The following is a 16,034-nucleotide window of genomic DNA, read 5'->3' on the forward strand; positions in this document are numbered from 1 at the left end:
AGATGTCAAAAAAGAAAATGCTAGGGTCTCATGTCAAACAGTTGCTTGCCGGGGTCTCAGACCACGGAAATGAACATTTGATTGAACTTGAGACGGATCTGGTTCAAACAACTATTCTTTTAGCCGAAGCGATTGAGAAGCTCGGAGCAAGTTTTTTGGCTTTACATTCTGCGGTTTCGAGTCAGCAAGACGAGATAAATTTCCTCATTTCTTCGGGCCGCGCATCTAACGAAAGTATTGACCGATTAAAAACAATTCAAACAGAAATTTCCTTGCATATTAACGCAGCCGTAACAAGCTTGCAGTTTCAGGATTTGACTAGCCAGTTAATCTCTCGAACCGTACAGAGAAGTGTTGGTCTACGTGAGGTACTCAGTTCGTTGGGGATGGTTGGTGATGGTATTCCGCACGATGGTGATGTTGACGAAATTGCGGTGTTACTGAAAAACATGACCGTAACTCTGGAAAGTCAAAGCGTCGAATTAAAGAGCGTTTTACGTAAAGCAGTAAGCCAAAAGCATTTAGATAGTGGTGATATTGAGCTGTTTTAGAGTAGGTATTTAAGGGCAAATAGCCTTAATTTGCATAATGGAGTGATGATGTCCAAGACAATTTTAGCGGTGGATGATTCTGGCTCGTTGAGACAGATGGTAGCTTTTAGTTTAAAGGCGGCGGGTTATCAGGTGGTTGAGGCGGTAGACGGACAAGATGGTTTGGAAAAGGCCAAAAATCAGGTATTCGATCTTGTTTTGACTGATCAGAACATGCCCCGCATGGACGGACTTACTTTGATCAAATCATTGCGCGCACTGGCAACCTATCAGAAAGTTCCAATTTTGATGCTAACCACTGAGTCAAGTGATGATATGAAAAATAAGGGGCGTGCGGCCGGGGCAAATGGGTGGTTAGTAAAACCATTTGATCCTCAAAAATTGACAGAGGTTGTAAAAAAAGTAATTGGCTGATAAAGAGTAGAAAATCTAAGTACAGACGACTAAATGATGGAGCTCGATAATGGCAATTGACATGAGTCAATTTTTCCAGGTATTTTTTGACGAGGCAGAAGAACTCCTTGCCGAGAAAGAGAAGTTGTTACTGGCTGTTGATATTTCATCACCGGACCCAGAAGATTTAAATGCAATTTTTCGAGCTGCGCACTCGATCAAAGGAGGGGCATCTACGTTTGGCATTGTCGACATGGCGGAAGTGACTCATGTTTTGGAGTCTCTCTTAGATAAAATTAGAAAAGGCGAGATGACTTTGACGTCCGAGCATGTCGAAGCATTTTTGGCCGCTAAAGATATACTGAAAATGCAGTTGGATGGTCATCGCTTAGGAACTGCTGTAGATCAAGATGCGGTGGCTGATGTAAGGATGTTATTGCAATCTCTTTCTCAGGATGAAATCGCTCCTGTCAAACCGACCGAAAAATTTATTCAGGTAGATAAAAAACTTACTGAGTCGGCAAACTATACGCACCTTTTTGTTATTGAACTGCCACAATTATCGCCTAATGAAACCGACGCGATCATGTCGGAATTGGGATTATTAGGAGCTATTAGCAAACAGGTGACTGCGGCTGGCTTGAATGTTCTAAGCTTGGAAAGTAACGGTACTGAAGATGATATTATTGCAATTTGCTCGTTTATTTTGGATCCAAAGGATTTGAAAATAAGTATTACACCACTAGTTCAAAATAAAACTACTGAAATGCTTTCCGAGGATGATTTGGGCTATGGATTTTTTGAGCCTTTGGATCCTATGTTTTCGATGAATGTAGATCATGCTGATCAGTCCGACAGCGATACCGAGGTCGCTAAAGCCATATTGACTCATGGCGGCGGCTCTCCAGATCAAAAACATCCGTCCAAGAAAGACAACGAAAAACATCCAGTTTCTCATGAATCCACTACGATTCGTGTCGGAATAGAAAAAGTTGATCAAATAGTAAATTTAATTGGCGAACTGGTCATTACTCAAGCCATGTTGGAACAGCGAACTCAAGACTTGGACCCTCTTTTAAATGAACGGTTGCTCAGCACCATCGCGCACCTGACTAGAAATACCCGAGATTTACAAGAAGCCGTGATGTCGATTCGTATGATGCCTATGGATTACGTATTCTCACGTTTCCCCAGGATGGTAAGAGATCTCGCAACAAAATTGGGGAAAAGGGTAGAGTTTATTACTCATGGTGCGTCAACTGAGCTTGATAAGGGCTTGATTGAAAGAATTGTAGATCCATTAACACATCTAGTTCGAAATAGTATCGATCACGGAATTGAGCTTCCAGAAATACGAACAACATCAGGAAAAAGTGCCACTGGTAAATTATCTCTTTCTGCGGTACATCAGGGAGGGAATATCGTTATTGAAGTTAGTGACGATGGCGGTGGATTACATAGAGATAAAATTCTTTCAAAAGCCAAACAAAGTGGCTTACCTGTTTATGACACGATGCCCGATAGTGATGTTTGGCAATTGATTTTTGCACCAGGTTTTTCAACGGCAGATGAGGTCACTGATGTATCTGGACGTGGCGTAGGCATGGACGTTGTGAAACGAAACATAAGCGCTATGGGCGGAACTGTTGATATCCGTTCGGCGAAAGGATTCGGAACGACAATCACTATTTCGCTTCCATTGACGTTGGCAATTCTCGATGGTATGTCAATAAGAGTCGGCGACGAAATTTATATTTTACCTTTGGGATTCGTCATGGAATCGCTGCAACCGGCGGCTATTGATGTTAAGGAAATCAACGGGAAAGGACGGGTTATCAAGGTTCGGGAGGAATATCTACCGCTGATCGCTTTATACGAATGTTTCAATATTCAACCAAAATTTTCAAATCCATCTGAGGGCATCGCAGTTATTGTAGAAGTAGATGGTAAAAAAGCCGCTTTCTTAGTTGATGACCTAGTTGGACAGCAACAAGTTGTCGTGAAAAATATTGAGTCAAACTATCGCAAGATCCCCGGGATTTCTGGAGCGACGATTTTGGGAGATGGTGGGGTTTCGTTAATTTTGGATGTTGCCGCATTACTGCGTTCCGCTCGATAAATTGTGTGTTGATAGTTAAATAATAGGGGAAGAAAATGGCACAAGCTATGGAAGTTTCTAATAATACGGCACAGACTGAAAGAGAGCGAGCAGATATAGCGGTTCAGGAATTTTTGGCATTTACTCTTGGGCAAGAAGAATATGGGATAGATATTCTTAAGGTTCAGGAAATTAGAGGTTATGAAGCGGTAACAAGAATCGCAAATGCACCAGATTTTTTAAAAGGCGTTATTAATTTACGGGGAATTATCGTCCCGATAGTTGATATGCGAATCAAATTTGACCTTGGTGCCCCGACATATGATCAGTTTACTGTTGTGATTATTTTAAACATTGATGGGCGTGTTGTTGGAATGGTAGTCGATAGTGTTTCTGATGTGATGACCTTATTGCCTGAGCAAGTAAGGCCTGCACCAGAAATGGGAACTACTTTTAGCGGGGATTTTTTAATAGGACTTGGAACCCTAGAGGAAAGGATGTTAATTTTGGTTGATATCGTTAAGTTAATGTCAAGTTCGGAAATGGGCTTGATCGATCAAGCGGTTTAAGTAGAGTTCTACGATCTTTGTAATAGTTGTAAAAAATATAAAAAATAAGTTTCCTGAATGCCGAATTAAGGAGGTAAGTAAAATGAATTTACGTCATTTTCGTATTGGCGCTCGCTTGGGTGTCGGCTTCGGTGTAATACTTGCTGGGCTTATTCTTACCGTTACTTTAGTGAATATATTTGCATCGAATAGCAGAAATGCAATGATTGATGGCTTGAACACCGCGAGTCAGAAGCAGGCATTGGCAAATGCGATGAAAAGTGCCTTGTTTGAAGGCGGTATTGCAATGAGAAATATTGGATTGCAATCTGATGTTGCTGAAATGCAAAAAGAGGATGGCAAAGTCAAGGCTCAACGTAAGCAATACGATGACGCTAGAAATAAAATATCTGAAATTGGACTCGTTGATGAGGAAAAGAGAATTTTAGCTGAGTTATCGCGGATTGATAAGGAGATAGAAAAACCCCTAAAAGATGCCATTGGACAGGCGCTAGCGTTTAATGGAGAAGGCGCAGTTAAAATTATCTCCAGCGTAATTGATCCTTTGAGCACAAAATCAATTCAAGAAATAAATAAACTCGTAAGTTTCCAAGAGAGCATGTCAAAGCAAGTTTTTGAGGTGTCAGCGGCGTCTAGTGCAAAGATGAACTATTTTTTGTTTAGCGTATTGTTTGTGACGTCGTTTTTGGGAGGGCTTTTTGCATGGATCATAACCCGTAGCATTACCATTCCACTACATGGGGCGCTTGACGTTGCCGAAAAAGTTGCAAGTGGTGACCTATCTACAGATGTCCTTGTTAGTGGGCGGGATGAGGTGTCATTATTGCTAAATGCGCTAAAAGAAATGAACGATAGTTTGGCGACAACTGTAGGTAAAGTCAGAACAGGGACAGAAGCAATTGCTGTTGCCTCAAAAGAAATTGCCTCCGGTAACTCTGATCTTTCTAGCCGAACTGAATCACAGGCTAGCTCTTTGGAAGAGACTGCTAGCTCGATGGAAGAGTTGACATCGACGGTCAAGCAAAATGCTGACAACGCGAAGCAAGCCAATCAATTGGTTGTTTCTGCAACAAATGTTGCGATTAAAGGTGGTGCAGTAGTTGGGCAAGTCGTTGCTACGATGGCGTCTATTAAAGAAAGTTCTAGGAAGATCGTTGATATTATTAGTGTTATTGATGGAATAGCATTTCAGACCAATATATTAGCTTTAAATGCCGCAGTCGAGGCTGCGCGAGCTGGTGAGCAAGGGCGAGGATTTGCAGTGGTTGCTGCGGAGGTTCGTAATCTTGCGCAACGTAGTGCTGGTGCGGCTAAAGAGATAAAAAATCTCATAGGGGATTCAGTTGATAAGGTGGATCAAGGTAGCCGATTGGTCGACGATGCTGGTAAAACGATGGACGAGATCGTGACAAGTGTTCAGCATGTAGCTGACATCATGAGTGAAATTTCTGCGGCAAGCCAAGAACAGAGCTCAGGTATTGAGCAAGTTAATCTGGCAATCACACAAATGGATGAAATGACCCAGCAAAATGCTGCCTTGGTGGAGCAGGCTGCGGCGGCTGCAGAAAGTATGGAGGAGCAAGCCTATGAGTTGGCCACCGCAGTAAGCGTTTTTAAACTGGAAAATGTCGGACGTAATGGTAACGTTCAGTCGCAAAGGCACAAGTTGTCCGTACCAGTACAACGAACAACAGCATTGAAATCTCGCGCAGCCGGAAGTCTTTCGAATGGTACGAAAGAAAATAAACTTGTTTCAAGTGACACCACTACTGATTGGGTGGAGTTCTGAATGCGGGCTTAATATAATATTTACGCTGCGGTGGGGCTTATTTTACTATTTGTACCCTGACTTCCCTTACTGAAAAGTACACATGTAGTTGCATTGCGAAAAATTTTTTCTCTTTCAAAAAAAGCAATGAGTTTGAAGTGTTTTTTAAAAACACTACTGGACCGTCAATTGGCATCTATACGAATTTTATTTCAAGGAAATTTTGATGGCCAATTCTGCCGAAAAAAGCAAAAATGAGACAACGAAGGAATTTGTCTTTACTGGCAAAGACTTTGATCGCGTTCGAGATTTAATTTACAAAAAAGCGGGCATTTCTCTTGCCGATAGCAAGCAAGAAATGGTATATAGCCGCTTGGCTCGACGCTTGCGCGCTACTGGTATGAACTCTTTTTCAGTTTATCTGGATGCACTGGAAAGAGAGTTGTCCATTACCGAGTGGGAGGCTTTTACAAACGCATTGACCACCAACTTAACGTCTTTTTTTCGAGAAGAACATCATTTTCCTATTCTTGGCGCGCATGCAAAGAGCCGTAAAGATCCGGTCAACGTTTGGTGCTCAGCAAGTTCTACAGGAGAGGAACCTTACTCTATTGCAATGACACTCTGTGAGACATTTGGAACGTTGACTCCTCCAGCACAAATCATTGCCACCGATATTGATACGAATGTCTTAGCAACTGCTGCTCAAGGCGTTTATAACATCGACCGCTTGGAAAAAATGTCAGCTGAACGAGTTCGAAAATTTTTCTTGAAAGGTAAGGGCGCTCAAGAAGGAATGGCGAGGATACGTCCCGAACTTAGAAATTTAATCTCTTTTAAGCAGCTTAATTTGCTTGCGGACAGTTGGCCAGTAAGTGGAGAGTTTGATGCAATATTTTGCCGAAATGTGATGATCTATTTTGATAAACCGACGCAAGGAAAAATATTGAAAAAATTTGTTCCTTTGCTGAAGCCAGATGGCTTACTTTTTGCAGGACATTCCGAGAATTTTCTATATGTCTCAGACGATTTTAAGCTTCGTGGTAAAACTGTTTATGAATTAGCTAGTCAGCAAGATATTCGCAATAAAGCTACATCGCGCCATTTGAGTAAAGGTTGACCCATGAGCCAATTAAGTGAAGAGCATTTCGCGACAAATGTTTACTATGACCGAACATTCGATTGTGATGCCGCAAAAATTTTGCCGGGTGAATTTTATTTCACCGGAAAAGACATGCTAATTGTTACCGTACTCGGGTCCTGTGTTTCCGCATGTATTCGCGATCGAGTTTCTGGTGTCGGTGGCATGAATCATTTTATGCTGCCCGATGGCGGCGCGGATTCGGAGAACCCCGTGTCGGCATCAATGCGGTACGGAACTTATGCTATGGAAGTCTTAATTAACGAGTTATTGAAGGCCGGCGCAAAGCGCGAGAACATGGAGGCAAAAGTTTTTGGCGGCGGCAATGTGCTGCGCGGATTTACAGCAATTAATGTTGGTCAAAGAAATGCCCAGTTTGTTTTGGACTATCTACGTACCGAGAGAATGCGTGTAATTGCCGAGGATTTAAATGATATTTATCCTCGGAAAGTATATTTTTTTCCTAAAACTGGCAAAGTTTTAGTCAAAAAACTTAAAGTCGAGCATAACGATACATTGAAAAAACGAGAGTTGGATTATGCGAGCCGCCTTAAAACGGCACCCGTTGGCGGTGACGTTGATCTATTTTAGATCTGAATTTGACGATTTAATTTTTTAGCGCGAGGGTATTTATGAAAATTAAAGTACTAATCGTTGACGATTCTGCCTTAATTCGCAGTGTTTTGAGTGAAATTATCGGGAGTCAGTCCGATATGGAGGTGGTAGGTGTGGCACCGGATCCGTTGGTTGCTCGAGATTTGATTAAGCAAACGAATCCTGACGTTCTGACGCTCGACGTTGAAATGCCGAAAATGGATGGATTAGATTTTCTTGAAAAATTGATGCGACTTAGACCTATGCCGGTAATTATGGTGTCGTCTTTAACTGAGCGCGGGTCAGAAATTACGATGCGAGCACTAGAACTTGGTGCCGTTGATTTTGTTACTAAGCCCAAACTGTCAATACAGAGCGGGATGCTTGAATACACTGAATTGATTTGCGAAAAAATTCGTGCTGCATCTAAAGCGAAAATAAAGCCGCGTTCCGCGCCAACTTCTGATGGGCATGCCGTGCCTCTCGGCGCTTTGCCTATGGTGCGAAACCCTTTAACGAGCAGTGAAAAGTTAATCATTATTGGGGCGTCAACTGGTGGGACTGAAGCTATTAAAGATTTTTTGGTTCAGATGCCATCAGATTGCCCGGGGATCTTGATTACCCAACATATGCCAGAAGGATTCACGCGCTCATTTGCAAAGCGCTTAGATGGACTTTGTAAAATTTCTGTATGTGAGGCTGCGGGCGGTGAACGAGTACTTCCTGGACATGCATATATCGCGCCAGGGCACTCCCATTTATTATTGAGTCGTAGCGGTGCCAATTATATGACGCAACTTGATACTGGACCGCCGGTCAATCGCCATCGACCATCCGTAGATGTATTGTTTCGGTCCGCAGCCACATTTGCGGGGAAGAATGCAGTTGGGGTAATACTTACCGGAATGGGTAAAGATGGTGCCGCAGGTATGTTGGAAATGAAGAACATGGGGGCGCACAATTTCGCCCAAGATGAGTCAACATGTGTAGTATTTGGGATGCCTCGCGAAGCAATTGCAATCGGCGCGACACACGAGGTCGCACCTTTAAACGAACTTCCGACAAAGGTGTTGCAGTACCTTGCGCAACACGGTAGTCGTGCTTTACGTGTTTGAAATAAACAATTGTATTTTGTTATATGATTTTGGTATCGCTTTGTAATAATATGGCCGATAATGTTCATAACTGTCTTTAAAGAAATAATGGAGTAATTCATGGCTGATCAGAATCTTAAATTTTTAGTTGTAGATGATTTTTCAACGATGCGTCGTATCGTTCGAAATTTGCTTAAAGAACTCGGATACTCCAACGTCGATGAGGCGGAAGATGGTGCTTTGGGACTGGCAAAGTTGAAAAGTGGAGATTTCGATTTCGTCATTTCGGATTGGAATATGCCGAATATGGATGGTCTAACCATGCTTCAACATATTCGCGCTGATCCAGCACTAGCGAAATTACCAGTACTGATGGTGACAGCGGAAGCCAAAAAAGAAAATATTATTGCTGCGGCTCAGGCTGGCGCTAACGGTTACGTCGTTAAGCCATTTACAGCAGCCACACTGGACGAAAAATTAACAAAAATATTCGAAAAATTGGGCAAACCAGCATAGCTAATTAGTGATCAGAATAGGGAGCCGAAGATGAGTGAAAATGTGCACGAAAATACTCACATGCCGATCTTCCGTCGCGTGGTCTTTATATGACTCGGCTCTTACATTCCAGTTTAGCGAATTATGTATGGATAAACTGCTCGAAAGAGCAACCGAAAATATTCCAAGTATGAGAGATAGGCTGATGTGCTGATGGAATGTACATAAAAGCTTTTCACTAGGTGCTTACGGTAGCTGTTCTAGTGATTCCTCTTCAAACATCTCGCGCTGATGGTGCAAAATTGCAAGGTTTGATGAGATTGTTGATAAAAAATTATTAAACTTGTGCACTACTTTCGACGACAGTTGGTGTAAATCTTGAAATATTATTCTTCAGAAAAAATGGGAAATATCTGATCGGATATTGATTGTTCCTCAAATTTATCCTGAACGAAAAAGCGGTATCTACTCTGATCAAGGGCAGGTTTATGACATATTCGATAGTCTGAATTTTAGCGTAACGCCTACTATATTTTGCAATTTCCCTTCACATACTTACAGACTCAATTATGAATGAAGTTAATTTCATTGTAAGAGAACCCTTACTTGACCCTAAACAGCGTGTCATAGGTTTTCAGTTGTCATGGCAACACCCCGAGCAAGCAACCGAACAAAGTACCGAAGATTTAAACTCTTTGATGGAGTTCGTCGCCGAGCAATTGATGGATGACGATGTCGGCTTTCTTTTGGGTGACAGTGTCTTGTTTCTCGATGCCGTGCCGGAGTTATTGGCCGCCGAGGGATTAAAATTGTTGCCGCCAAAAAATACGGTGTTGGTCTTGTCTAAGCGAGATTTTACTAACCCGGCAACATTGGAGGTGATTAAAGAATTGCGCCTACTCGGGTACGGTATCTGTATGAAAGGTGCCGATTTAAGTACGCTGGAGCGATCGTTTTTCTCGCAAATTTCACATATAGAAGTACGCCTCGATGCTGGAAATTTCGCGTCGCAAGCGAAAGTTTACGCGGCATTAAAGCAGTCCAGTGTCAGAATGGTGTCGCGAAATGTTGCGAGTTGGCAGGATTTTGATGCTTGCGCTGCCTTAGGCTTGGATAGTTTTGTGGGGAAGCTGCATTTGATGCCTCGTCCGAATCCCGCGCAAAAAGGCTTGAATTCGGCGCAGACTACCATCTTGCAGTTAATGGAGATGATTAGAAAAAATGCGGATATTCAGCAACTCGAAACAGTCGTAAAGCGCGATGCAGCGTTGGCGTATAAGTTGTTACGATATATTAACTCAGCCGGTTTCGGTCTGCGCACCGAAGTTCAGTCTCTAAAGCATGCGGTAACCATACTTGGTTATAGCCCCTTGTATCGTTGGCTGTCTTTGTTGTTGGCGACCGCAAGTACAAGTGGCAACTCTCCTGTGTTACTGGAGACTGCGATTGTACGCGGACGTTTTGCCGAGTTATTAGGGCAACCGTTCATGTCGAAAACTGAGGCTGAGAACTTATTTGTTGCTGGTATGTTCTCGTTATTGGATCGCTTACTTGGGATACCTATGTCTGAGGTTTTGTCTTCGATACAGTTGCCAGAGGCTGTTACCGAAGCCTTAGTCTCTCGGAGCGGGGTTTATGGACCTTACCTGGCACTTGCCGAGGCTTGTGAGCTAAATAGCATGCTGGTTGGATCCTTGGCTGAGTCTCTGCGTATCAGCCCTGTTGAAGTTAATAAAGCACATCTATCGGCACTGGTTTGGGCGAAAAATATTGCTAACGTTTGATAAAATCTAATTTTTTTGTATTTTCTTGGTTAACAAAAATTACTTTGTAAAATCAAAAAATACAAAAAAATGAACGTAAAAAAGCCGGCTCGAAAGCCGGCTTTTTTATAAGTAAAAAATTACTTAGGAGCTACAGCTGCGCCAACTGAAGCTGCTGCTGCTTCAACTGTAGATGCTGCTGCACCAACAGAAGCTGCTGCGTCAACTGGAGCTGCAACTGGAGCTGCAACTGGAGCAGATGCTGCTGCTTCAACTGCTACAGGAGCAACAGGAGCTGCTGCTTCTTCTTTTTTGCTGCAAGCAGCTAAAGCGATTGCCAACAGGGATACAAGCAGGATTGATTTTTTCATGTTAATGCTTTCAATAAGTAGATCAAAAATAGGATCAAAATTTCAAGATGAATAATTACCGGTAATTATCGCTCTATAGGTCAATTCGTTGGTTTAATATCATAATAGATACGACTGCGCATACGAAAGTTTCCTAACCCGGAATTATAATGAGTTTTGCAGCAATAGAATAGCACTAGATGCAAATTTCAAGCGCTATCTTCACTTTTAGTTCCTCAAATTATATTTTATTTGGTATTTTTTTGAAAAATCCGCAATAAAAAGGTGCTTTGACAATCTCAGAGTCTGAATGATGTCGCACTTGTTTATTTAATTTGATTTAACTTCCAGCCAGCCATCTTCGTACCACATGCAAAAAGCTTCCAGCACATCTTCCGATGCGCTACTCATATCGTTTGCATCCAGGTATCTTTGATTGGCGAGCTTGCATAGGCTTAATTTATCTTCTTTGCCGGCAGCAAAAGACTCGCCATTGATGAAGACATGCTTCCCTTTGTAGAGCATTTGGGTTTTAAGTGAGAGCGCCACACCATTTTTTAATGCCGCAAGCGCAAAACGTTTTGGCGTCAATGGTTTGCTTGGCGAGTTAAAAAATACACTGGCTTTAGGTTCGGTTAAATACTCGCCCAGGAAAATTGCCATGTCTTCTTCGCTAAACGTAATTTTCTTGAGCTGCTCCTGTATCGTACTCAGCATTTCAGTGCTAATTTCGGCTGGATGCACGCTAGGTTTCAGTGCCGCATCGGCATAGCGACCTGGCAGCTCTATGGTATCCGCCATGAAGCTTAAAAAAGACTCGCCTAGTTCTTGGTAGGCTGGGGCCTTAAAGCCTATGGAATAAGTCATGCAGTCACCGATTGCGACGCCGTCGTGCGCATAATGTGGTGGCAAATACAGCATATCGCCAGGCTCGAGTACGAACTCTTGTTCCGGGAGGAAGTTACGCAGAATTTTTAAGGGCATACCCTCAATGATGGAGAGATCTTTTTGCGCACTGATTTTCCAGCGCCTTTGGCCATGTGCTTGCAGTAAGAACACATCGTAAGAATCAAAATGAGGTCCGACACCTCCACCATCCTTGGCGTAACTGATCATCAAGTCGTCTAGTCTTGCGTCAGGAATAAATCTGAATTGGCGCAATAGCGCATCGGCTGCATGGTCATGCAAATTGACGCCCTGTACCAATAAGGTCCAATCCTTTTTCTCTTTTACTGGTAACGAGGAGTGCGGGCCATTTTTCATTTCCCAGTGTTGTTTGAAAAAAGTGATGAGACGCGATTCAACGTCGTCGCGCCCGGCCAGTTCGAATAACTGCTCTGGGTTTAAGATGGGCGTGAAATTGGGAATCGCCTGACGTATCAGTAGCGGTTTTTTGTGCCAGTATTCGCTAAAAAACTGCTCGGGAGTCAGGTCGCCCAAGAGCGGCAATGGGGCAGATGTTTTTTTCATGTTTGTAATGTCGGGCTTCTAGGGTGGCGCAAACGGTATAATTCGTCTGCGAACTAATTTTTAAGGACTTAGCATGAAAATCGTTAAAAACACGGTAGTTTCCGTGCATTATAAACTGTCAGATGCCCAAGATAATCTGATTGAAGATGGCCTGGAGCCCATGGTCTATCTGCACGGTGGTTATGAAAACACTTTGCCAAAAATTGAAGAAGCTCTCGAAGGCAAAGAGGCAGGCTACAAAGTGACGATACAAGTAGAGCCAGAAGATGCTTTTGGTGAGTACGATGCTGAGTTGGTGAAGGTCGAACCGCGTAATCGTCTGCCTACACCTTTGGAAGTCGGCATGCAGTTCGAAGGTATGCCGGATGGTGGGGATAGTGAAGACGATGATGAAGGCATATTGTTTACGGTTACTGATATCGCCGACGATAAAGTTGTGCTCGATGGCAATCATCCACTGGCTGGAATTTCTCTGCGTTTTACTTTGGATGTGTTTGATGTCCGTGCTGCAACCGAAGAAGAATTGGCGCACGGCCATGTGCATGGTGCACACGGGCATGCGCACGATGAGGACGAAGATGAGGACGATGCTGGCAGTGAGTATCGTAGTCACCCTTTGCACTAATCTGCACTAATCTGAACTAATCATCAAGATATAAAAAAACCGCAGCACGCTGCGGTTTTTTTTATTTCTATGGCGATCTGGGGTTGTCGTTGTGCCTGACACCACCCGTGCCACTGCGCATACTCCACGCGCCCTGCAGGCAAGTATGGCTGGGAACCCGCATGGGATATGCGCGCTGGCGCAGTGTCCAAAATAATTCGGACGAACCACCTCAGCGTTCTTTTACAAGGTTTTTGCCAGGCTCTTTAATTGATACAAAGCCTCTAAGGCTTCTCTTGGCGACAGCGAATCCGGGTCCATCGCATCGATCGCTTCGAGTAATGGCGACTCTGCGGGGACGACGGGAATAATTTCCTCTTCCGGAGTATTAGTGTTGCTGTTGTTATTGCTGGAAAATAAATCAAATTGTGGCGTGGTCTGCAAAGAGTGCGCTTCCAGATCGGCCAAATGCTTGCGCGCTGAACGGATTACCGGCTGCGGTATGCCTGCCAGTTGCGCCACTTGCAAACCATAGCTTTGCGATGCTGGCCCAGCCTGTACCGCATGCAAAAACACGATATTCTCTTTATGCTCAATCGCGGATAAATGCACATTCTCAGCGCTAGGGTGTAGGTCCGGCAATTGTGTCAATTCAAAATAATGGGTGGCAAACAGGGTGTAGCTCTTTGACGTCATGATCAGGTGCCTGGCGATCGCCCATGCCAGCGCCAGGCCATCAAAGGTTGAGGTGCCACGTCCCACTTCATCCATCAATACCAAAGACTGCTCGGTTGCGCCATTGAGAATCGCGGCCGACTCGGTCATCTCCACCATAAAAGTAGAGCGGCCACCGGCCAAATCGTCGGCTGCACCTATGCGCGTGAAAATTCTATCAATCGGCCCTATCTTTGCTTGCGCCGCCGGGACATAACTGCCGACATAGGCGAGCAGGGTGATCAAGGCGACCTGACGCATAAAGGTCGATTTACCACCCATATTAGGGCCGGTAATTAAAAGTAGACGACGCTCGTTCGAGAGCAGGCAATCGTTGGCGATAAAGCGCTCGATCTGATTTTCCACTACCGGATGACGACCTTGCTCAATTTGTAGCATGGGCTCGGCCACCAGTTGCGGCGCGCACCAATTGTTTTTGGTCGCATGCTCAGCCAGACTCACCAGCGTATCGATCTGCGCGATGGCATGCGCGATTGCTTGTAAGCTACTGATGTGTGACAGCAAATCATGCAAGACTTGCTCGTACAAGACTTTCTCACGCACCAGGGCGCGCTCTTGGGCTGACAATGCCTTATCTTCAAAAGCCTTGAGCTCAGGTGTGATGTAGCGTTCGGCATTCTTCAGGGTCTGGCGACGCCGGTAATTGTCGGGCACCTTATCGGTCTGGCCGTTGGTCACTTCAATATAAAAGCCGTGCACTTTATTGTATTCAACCCGCAGATTGCTAATGCCGGTGCGGGCGCGCTCCGAGGTTTCCAGATCAATCAAAAATTGACCGGCATTTTCAGATAGAGCACGTAACTCATCTAACTCGGCATCAAAACCGCTCGCAATCACGCCACCGTCGCGCACCATGGTGGCCGGTTGTAGCATCAGACTGCGTTCGAGTAAATCCAAGCACTCGGTTGGCGTGGCTAGGTTCGCCAATATCTGGGTCAGTACCGTGGTGTGGCTCTCCTGCACGCACATGGCCACGTACGAGCGTATGCTGGGCAGGTGTTGCAGACCCTCACGTAAGCCTGCCAGATCGCGTGGGCGAGCCGATTGCAGCGCGATGCGAGTAGTAATGCGTTCTATGTCTGGCACCGAACTTAAGGTCGTTGAGAGACCCGCGCTAGAGTCGCCCTGTATCAAAGCCTCGATCGCATCATGCCGTGCACGCGCAATGCTTTGGTCGCGCCGCGCGTGATGCAGCCAATGGCGCAGCAGGCGCGAGCCCATCGCGGTGCGGCAATGATCCAGCAATGAAAATAGGGTAGGGGATTCTTGCCCGCGTAGGGTTTCAGTCAGCTCGAGATTGCGGCGGGTGGCGCTGTCTAAACCAATGAAGTCGTGCTCGGCCTCGACCGTCAAGGTATTCACGTGCTTTAAACCACGGCCCTGGGTCGATTCTGCATAACGCAACAAGGCACCGGCAGCACCTAAGGCTGAACTTAAGTTTTCTACGCCAAAACCAGTTAACGAGGCGGTGGCCATTTGTTCTTGCAAGGTCTTTTGACCCTGCTTAACATCAAAATGCCAGTCGGGTACTTCAGAAAATTTCCCCGGTAAGAGCGCCTGATGCTGCTCTAATAAAAGTGTGCCGGCCGAGAGCAAAATTTCGGCCGGAGAAATTCTCTCTAGCTCCTGCAACAGACGCTGCGGTAATGCTTTTTCGTCGGTAATAAATTCCATCAACTTGAGCGCGCCACTGGCAAGAGAGAGCCAGGCCAGACCTACTGTGACGGTTTTGCGTTGCTGCATCATGCATAGTGAAAGCAGCGGGCGCTCTGACTTGGCTGGCAACAGATCGGTATCGGTCAGCGTACCGGGTGTAATTACGCGCATGACTTTACGCTCGACTGGGCCCTTGCTGGTGGCCGGATCACCAATCTGCTCACAAATAGCCGCCGATTCGCCTATTTTTACCAACTTGGCCAGATACGGTTCCAGCGAATGGAAGGGGATACCCGCCATTTTAATCGGCTCGCCATTGGAGGTGCCGCGCTGGGTCAGTGTGATCCCCAGCAGACGTGATACTTTCTCGGCATCGCCAAAAAACAACTCATAAAAATCGCCCATGCGATAGAACACCAGAGTGTTGGGATGGTCGGCCTTAATGCGTAAATATTGCTGCATCATCGGCGTGTGGTTCGCTTGCTTGGAATTGTCGGACATGGAGTAATGTGAAGTAAGTGCAGGGAGGGCTCTGATCATCGACGAGTTACGCACGCAGTGCGCCTGAAAAGCCAGATAAAACGTCGATTTTTTTCAGATTGCCATAGTGGCGCGAGTTTACCAGATTGTGAGGCTAGCGCAGCAAGAAAGATCAGCGGGGAGCGACTGCTAGGTTTTCAATTCCAGACCGGTACGACCGAGAGGGCTGCAGCCTGGATGCAGATGTAAAGTGCACTCTAGGATCAGAAAATT

14 protein-coding genes are annotated in these 16,034 nt (G+C 44.9%); 11 read left to right on the forward strand and 3 right to left on the reverse strand.

Features of this window, described 5'->3' with window-relative positions; all coding sequences use genetic code 11:
- Positions 1 to 2 precede the first annotated feature (2 nt).
- The 10 genes from ACO0K8_RS01410 (at position 3) to ACO0K8_RS01455 (ending at position 10,487) form a co-directional block, all read left to right on the forward strand.
- On the forward strand, positions 3 to 551 hold the full coding sequence (locus ACO0K8_RS01410) for a chemotaxis protein (RefSeq protein WP_422944837.1): 549 nt from the start codon (positions 3 to 5) through the stop codon (positions 549 to 551).
- Positions 552 to 599: 48 nt separating this feature from the next.
- On the forward strand, positions 600 to 965 hold the full coding sequence (locus ACO0K8_RS01415; RefSeq protein WP_126126025.1) for a response regulator: 366 nt from the start codon (positions 600 to 602) through the stop codon (positions 963 to 965).
- A gap of 49 nt (positions 966 to 1,014) precedes the next feature.
- Entirely contained in the window at positions 1,015 to 3,063 is a 2,049-nt protein-coding gene (gene cheA, locus ACO0K8_RS01420; RefSeq protein ID WP_422944838.1) for a chemotaxis protein CheA, read from the forward strand.
- 47 nt (positions 3,064 to 3,110) lie between these two features.
- Positions 3,111 to 3,611, forward strand: a complete 501-nt coding sequence (locus ACO0K8_RS01425) for a chemotaxis protein CheW (protein WP_422945834.1) — start codon at positions 3,111 to 3,113, stop codon at positions 3,609 to 3,611.
- Positions 3,612 to 3,693: 82 nt separating this feature from the next.
- Positions 3,694 to 5,400, forward strand: coding sequence for a methyl-accepting chemotaxis protein (locus ACO0K8_RS01430; RefSeq protein ID WP_422944839.1), 1,707 nt, complete (start codon positions 3,694 to 3,696; stop codon positions 5,398 to 5,400).
- A 205-nt stretch (positions 5,401 to 5,605) separates the two neighbouring features.
- A complete protein-coding gene (locus ACO0K8_RS01435) occupies positions 5,606 to 6,499 on the forward strand; it encodes a CheR family methyltransferase (protein WP_422944840.1) in 894 nt (297 codons plus the stop codon).
- Between the two features lie 3 nt (positions 6,500 to 6,502).
- The gene (cheD, locus tag ACO0K8_RS01440) at positions 6,503 to 7,111 is read left to right on the forward strand and encodes a chemoreceptor glutamine deamidase CheD (RefSeq protein ID WP_126126023.1); all 609 of its coding nucleotides are present in this window, start codon (positions 6,503 to 6,505) and stop codon (positions 7,109 to 7,111) included.
- A 41-nt stretch (positions 7,112 to 7,152) separates the two neighbouring features.
- Positions 7,153 to 8,229, forward strand: coding sequence for a protein-glutamate methylesterase/protein-glutamine glutaminase (locus ACO0K8_RS01445; RefSeq protein WP_422944841.1), 1,077 nt, complete (start codon positions 7,153 to 7,155; stop codon positions 8,227 to 8,229).
- 99 nt (positions 8,230 to 8,328) lie between these two features.
- Positions 8,329 to 8,724: a chemotaxis response regulator CheY gene (gene cheY, locus ACO0K8_RS01450; RefSeq protein ID WP_126126021.1), complete on the forward strand. Its 396-nt coding sequence runs from the start codon at positions 8,329 to 8,331 to the stop codon at positions 8,722 to 8,724.
- A gap of 548 nt (positions 8,725 to 9,272) precedes the next feature.
- Entirely contained in the window at positions 9,273 to 10,487 is a 1,215-nt protein-coding gene (locus ACO0K8_RS01455) for an EAL and HDOD domain-containing protein (RefSeq protein WP_422944842.1), read from the forward strand.
- 119 nt (positions 10,488 to 10,606) lie between these two features.
- Here ACO0K8_RS01455 and ACO0K8_RS01460 read toward each other — a convergent pair whose 3' ends face one another.
- Positions 10,607 to 10,837 carry a hypothetical protein gene (locus ACO0K8_RS01460; protein ID WP_422944843.1) on the reverse strand — a complete coding sequence of 77 codons (231 nt, stop codon included), beginning with the start codon at positions 10,835 to 10,837 and terminating at the stop codon, positions 10,607 to 10,609.
- A 309-nt stretch (positions 10,838 to 11,146) separates the two neighbouring features.
- Positions 11,147 to 12,286 (reverse strand): JmjC domain-containing protein, encoded by a 1,140-nt coding sequence (locus ACO0K8_RS01465; protein WP_422944844.1) that lies wholly within the window; start codon positions 12,284 to 12,286, stop codon positions 11,147 to 11,149.
- Between the two features lie 73 nt (positions 12,287 to 12,359).
- Here ACO0K8_RS01465 and ACO0K8_RS01470 point away from each other — a divergent pair, with 73 nt between their 5' ends.
- Positions 12,360 to 12,911, forward strand: a complete 552-nt coding sequence (locus ACO0K8_RS01470; RefSeq protein ID WP_422944845.1) for an FKBP-type peptidyl-prolyl cis-trans isomerase — start codon at positions 12,360 to 12,362, stop codon at positions 12,909 to 12,911.
- Positions 12,912 to 13,133: 222 nt separating this feature from the next.
- On the opposite strand, the gene mutS is transcribed toward ACO0K8_RS01470, so the two are convergent.
- Entirely contained in the window at positions 13,134 to 15,782 is a 2,649-nt protein-coding gene (gene mutS / locus ACO0K8_RS01475) for a DNA mismatch repair protein MutS (RefSeq protein WP_422944846.1), read from the reverse strand.
- Positions 15,783 to 16,034: the final 252 nt, after the last annotated feature.

Origin of the sequence: Undibacterium sp. Ren11W, assembly GCF_049340485.1 — a bacterium.
Classification (GTDB): Bacteria; Pseudomonadota; Gammaproteobacteria; order Burkholderiales; family Burkholderiaceae_D; genus Undibacterium.

Excerpts from the sequence above, each read along its gene's own strand:
- cheY (WP_126126021.1), top strand. The coding sequence starts at position 8,329 with ATGGCTGATCAGAATCTTAAATTTTTAGTTGTAGATGATTTTTCAACG.
- ACO0K8_RS01445 (WP_422944841.1), top strand. The coding sequence starts at position 7,153 with ATGAAAATTAAAGTACTAATCGTTGACGATTCTGCCTTAATTCGCAGT.
- ACO0K8_RS01430 (WP_422944839.1), top strand. The coding sequence starts at position 3,694 with ATGAATTTACGTCATTTTCGTATTGGCGCTCGCTTGGGTGTCGGCTTC.
- mutS (WP_422944846.1), bottom strand. The coding sequence starts at position 15,782 with ATGTCCGACAATTCCAAGCAAGCGAACCACACGCCGATGATGCAGCAA.
- ACO0K8_RS01460 (WP_422944843.1), bottom strand. The coding sequence starts at position 10,837 with ATGAAAAAATCAATCCTGCTTGTATCCCTGTTGGCAATCGCTTTAGCT.
- ACO0K8_RS01425 (WP_422945834.1), top strand. The coding sequence starts at position 3,111 with ATGGAAGTTTCTAATAATACGGCACAGACTGAAAGAGAGCGAGCAGAT.
- ACO0K8_RS01470 (WP_422944845.1), top strand. The coding sequence starts at position 12,360 with ATGAAAATCGTTAAAAACACGGTAGTTTCCGTGCATTATAAACTGTCA.
- cheD (WP_126126023.1), top strand. The coding sequence starts at position 6,503 with ATGAGCCAATTAAGTGAAGAGCATTTCGCGACAAATGTTTACTATGAC.
- cheA (WP_422944838.1), top strand. The coding sequence starts at position 1,015 with ATGGCAATTGACATGAGTCAATTTTTCCAGGTATTTTTTGACGAGGCA.
- ACO0K8_RS01415 (WP_126126025.1), top strand. The coding sequence starts at position 600 with ATGTCCAAGACAATTTTAGCGGTGGATGATTCTGGCTCGTTGAGACAG.
- ACO0K8_RS01435 (WP_422944840.1), top strand. The coding sequence starts at position 5,606 with ATGGCCAATTCTGCCGAAAAAAGCAAAAATGAGACAACGAAGGAATTT.
- ACO0K8_RS01410 (WP_422944837.1), top strand. The coding sequence starts at position 3 with ATGTCAAAAAAGAAAATGCTAGGGTCTCATGTCAAACAGTTGCTTGCC.
- ACO0K8_RS01465 (WP_422944844.1), bottom strand. The coding sequence starts at position 12,286 with ATGAAAAAAACATCTGCCCCATTGCCGCTCTTGGGCGACCTGACTCCC.
- ACO0K8_RS01455 (WP_422944842.1), top strand. The coding sequence starts at position 9,273 with ATGAATGAAGTTAATTTCATTGTAAGAGAACCCTTACTTGACCCTAAA.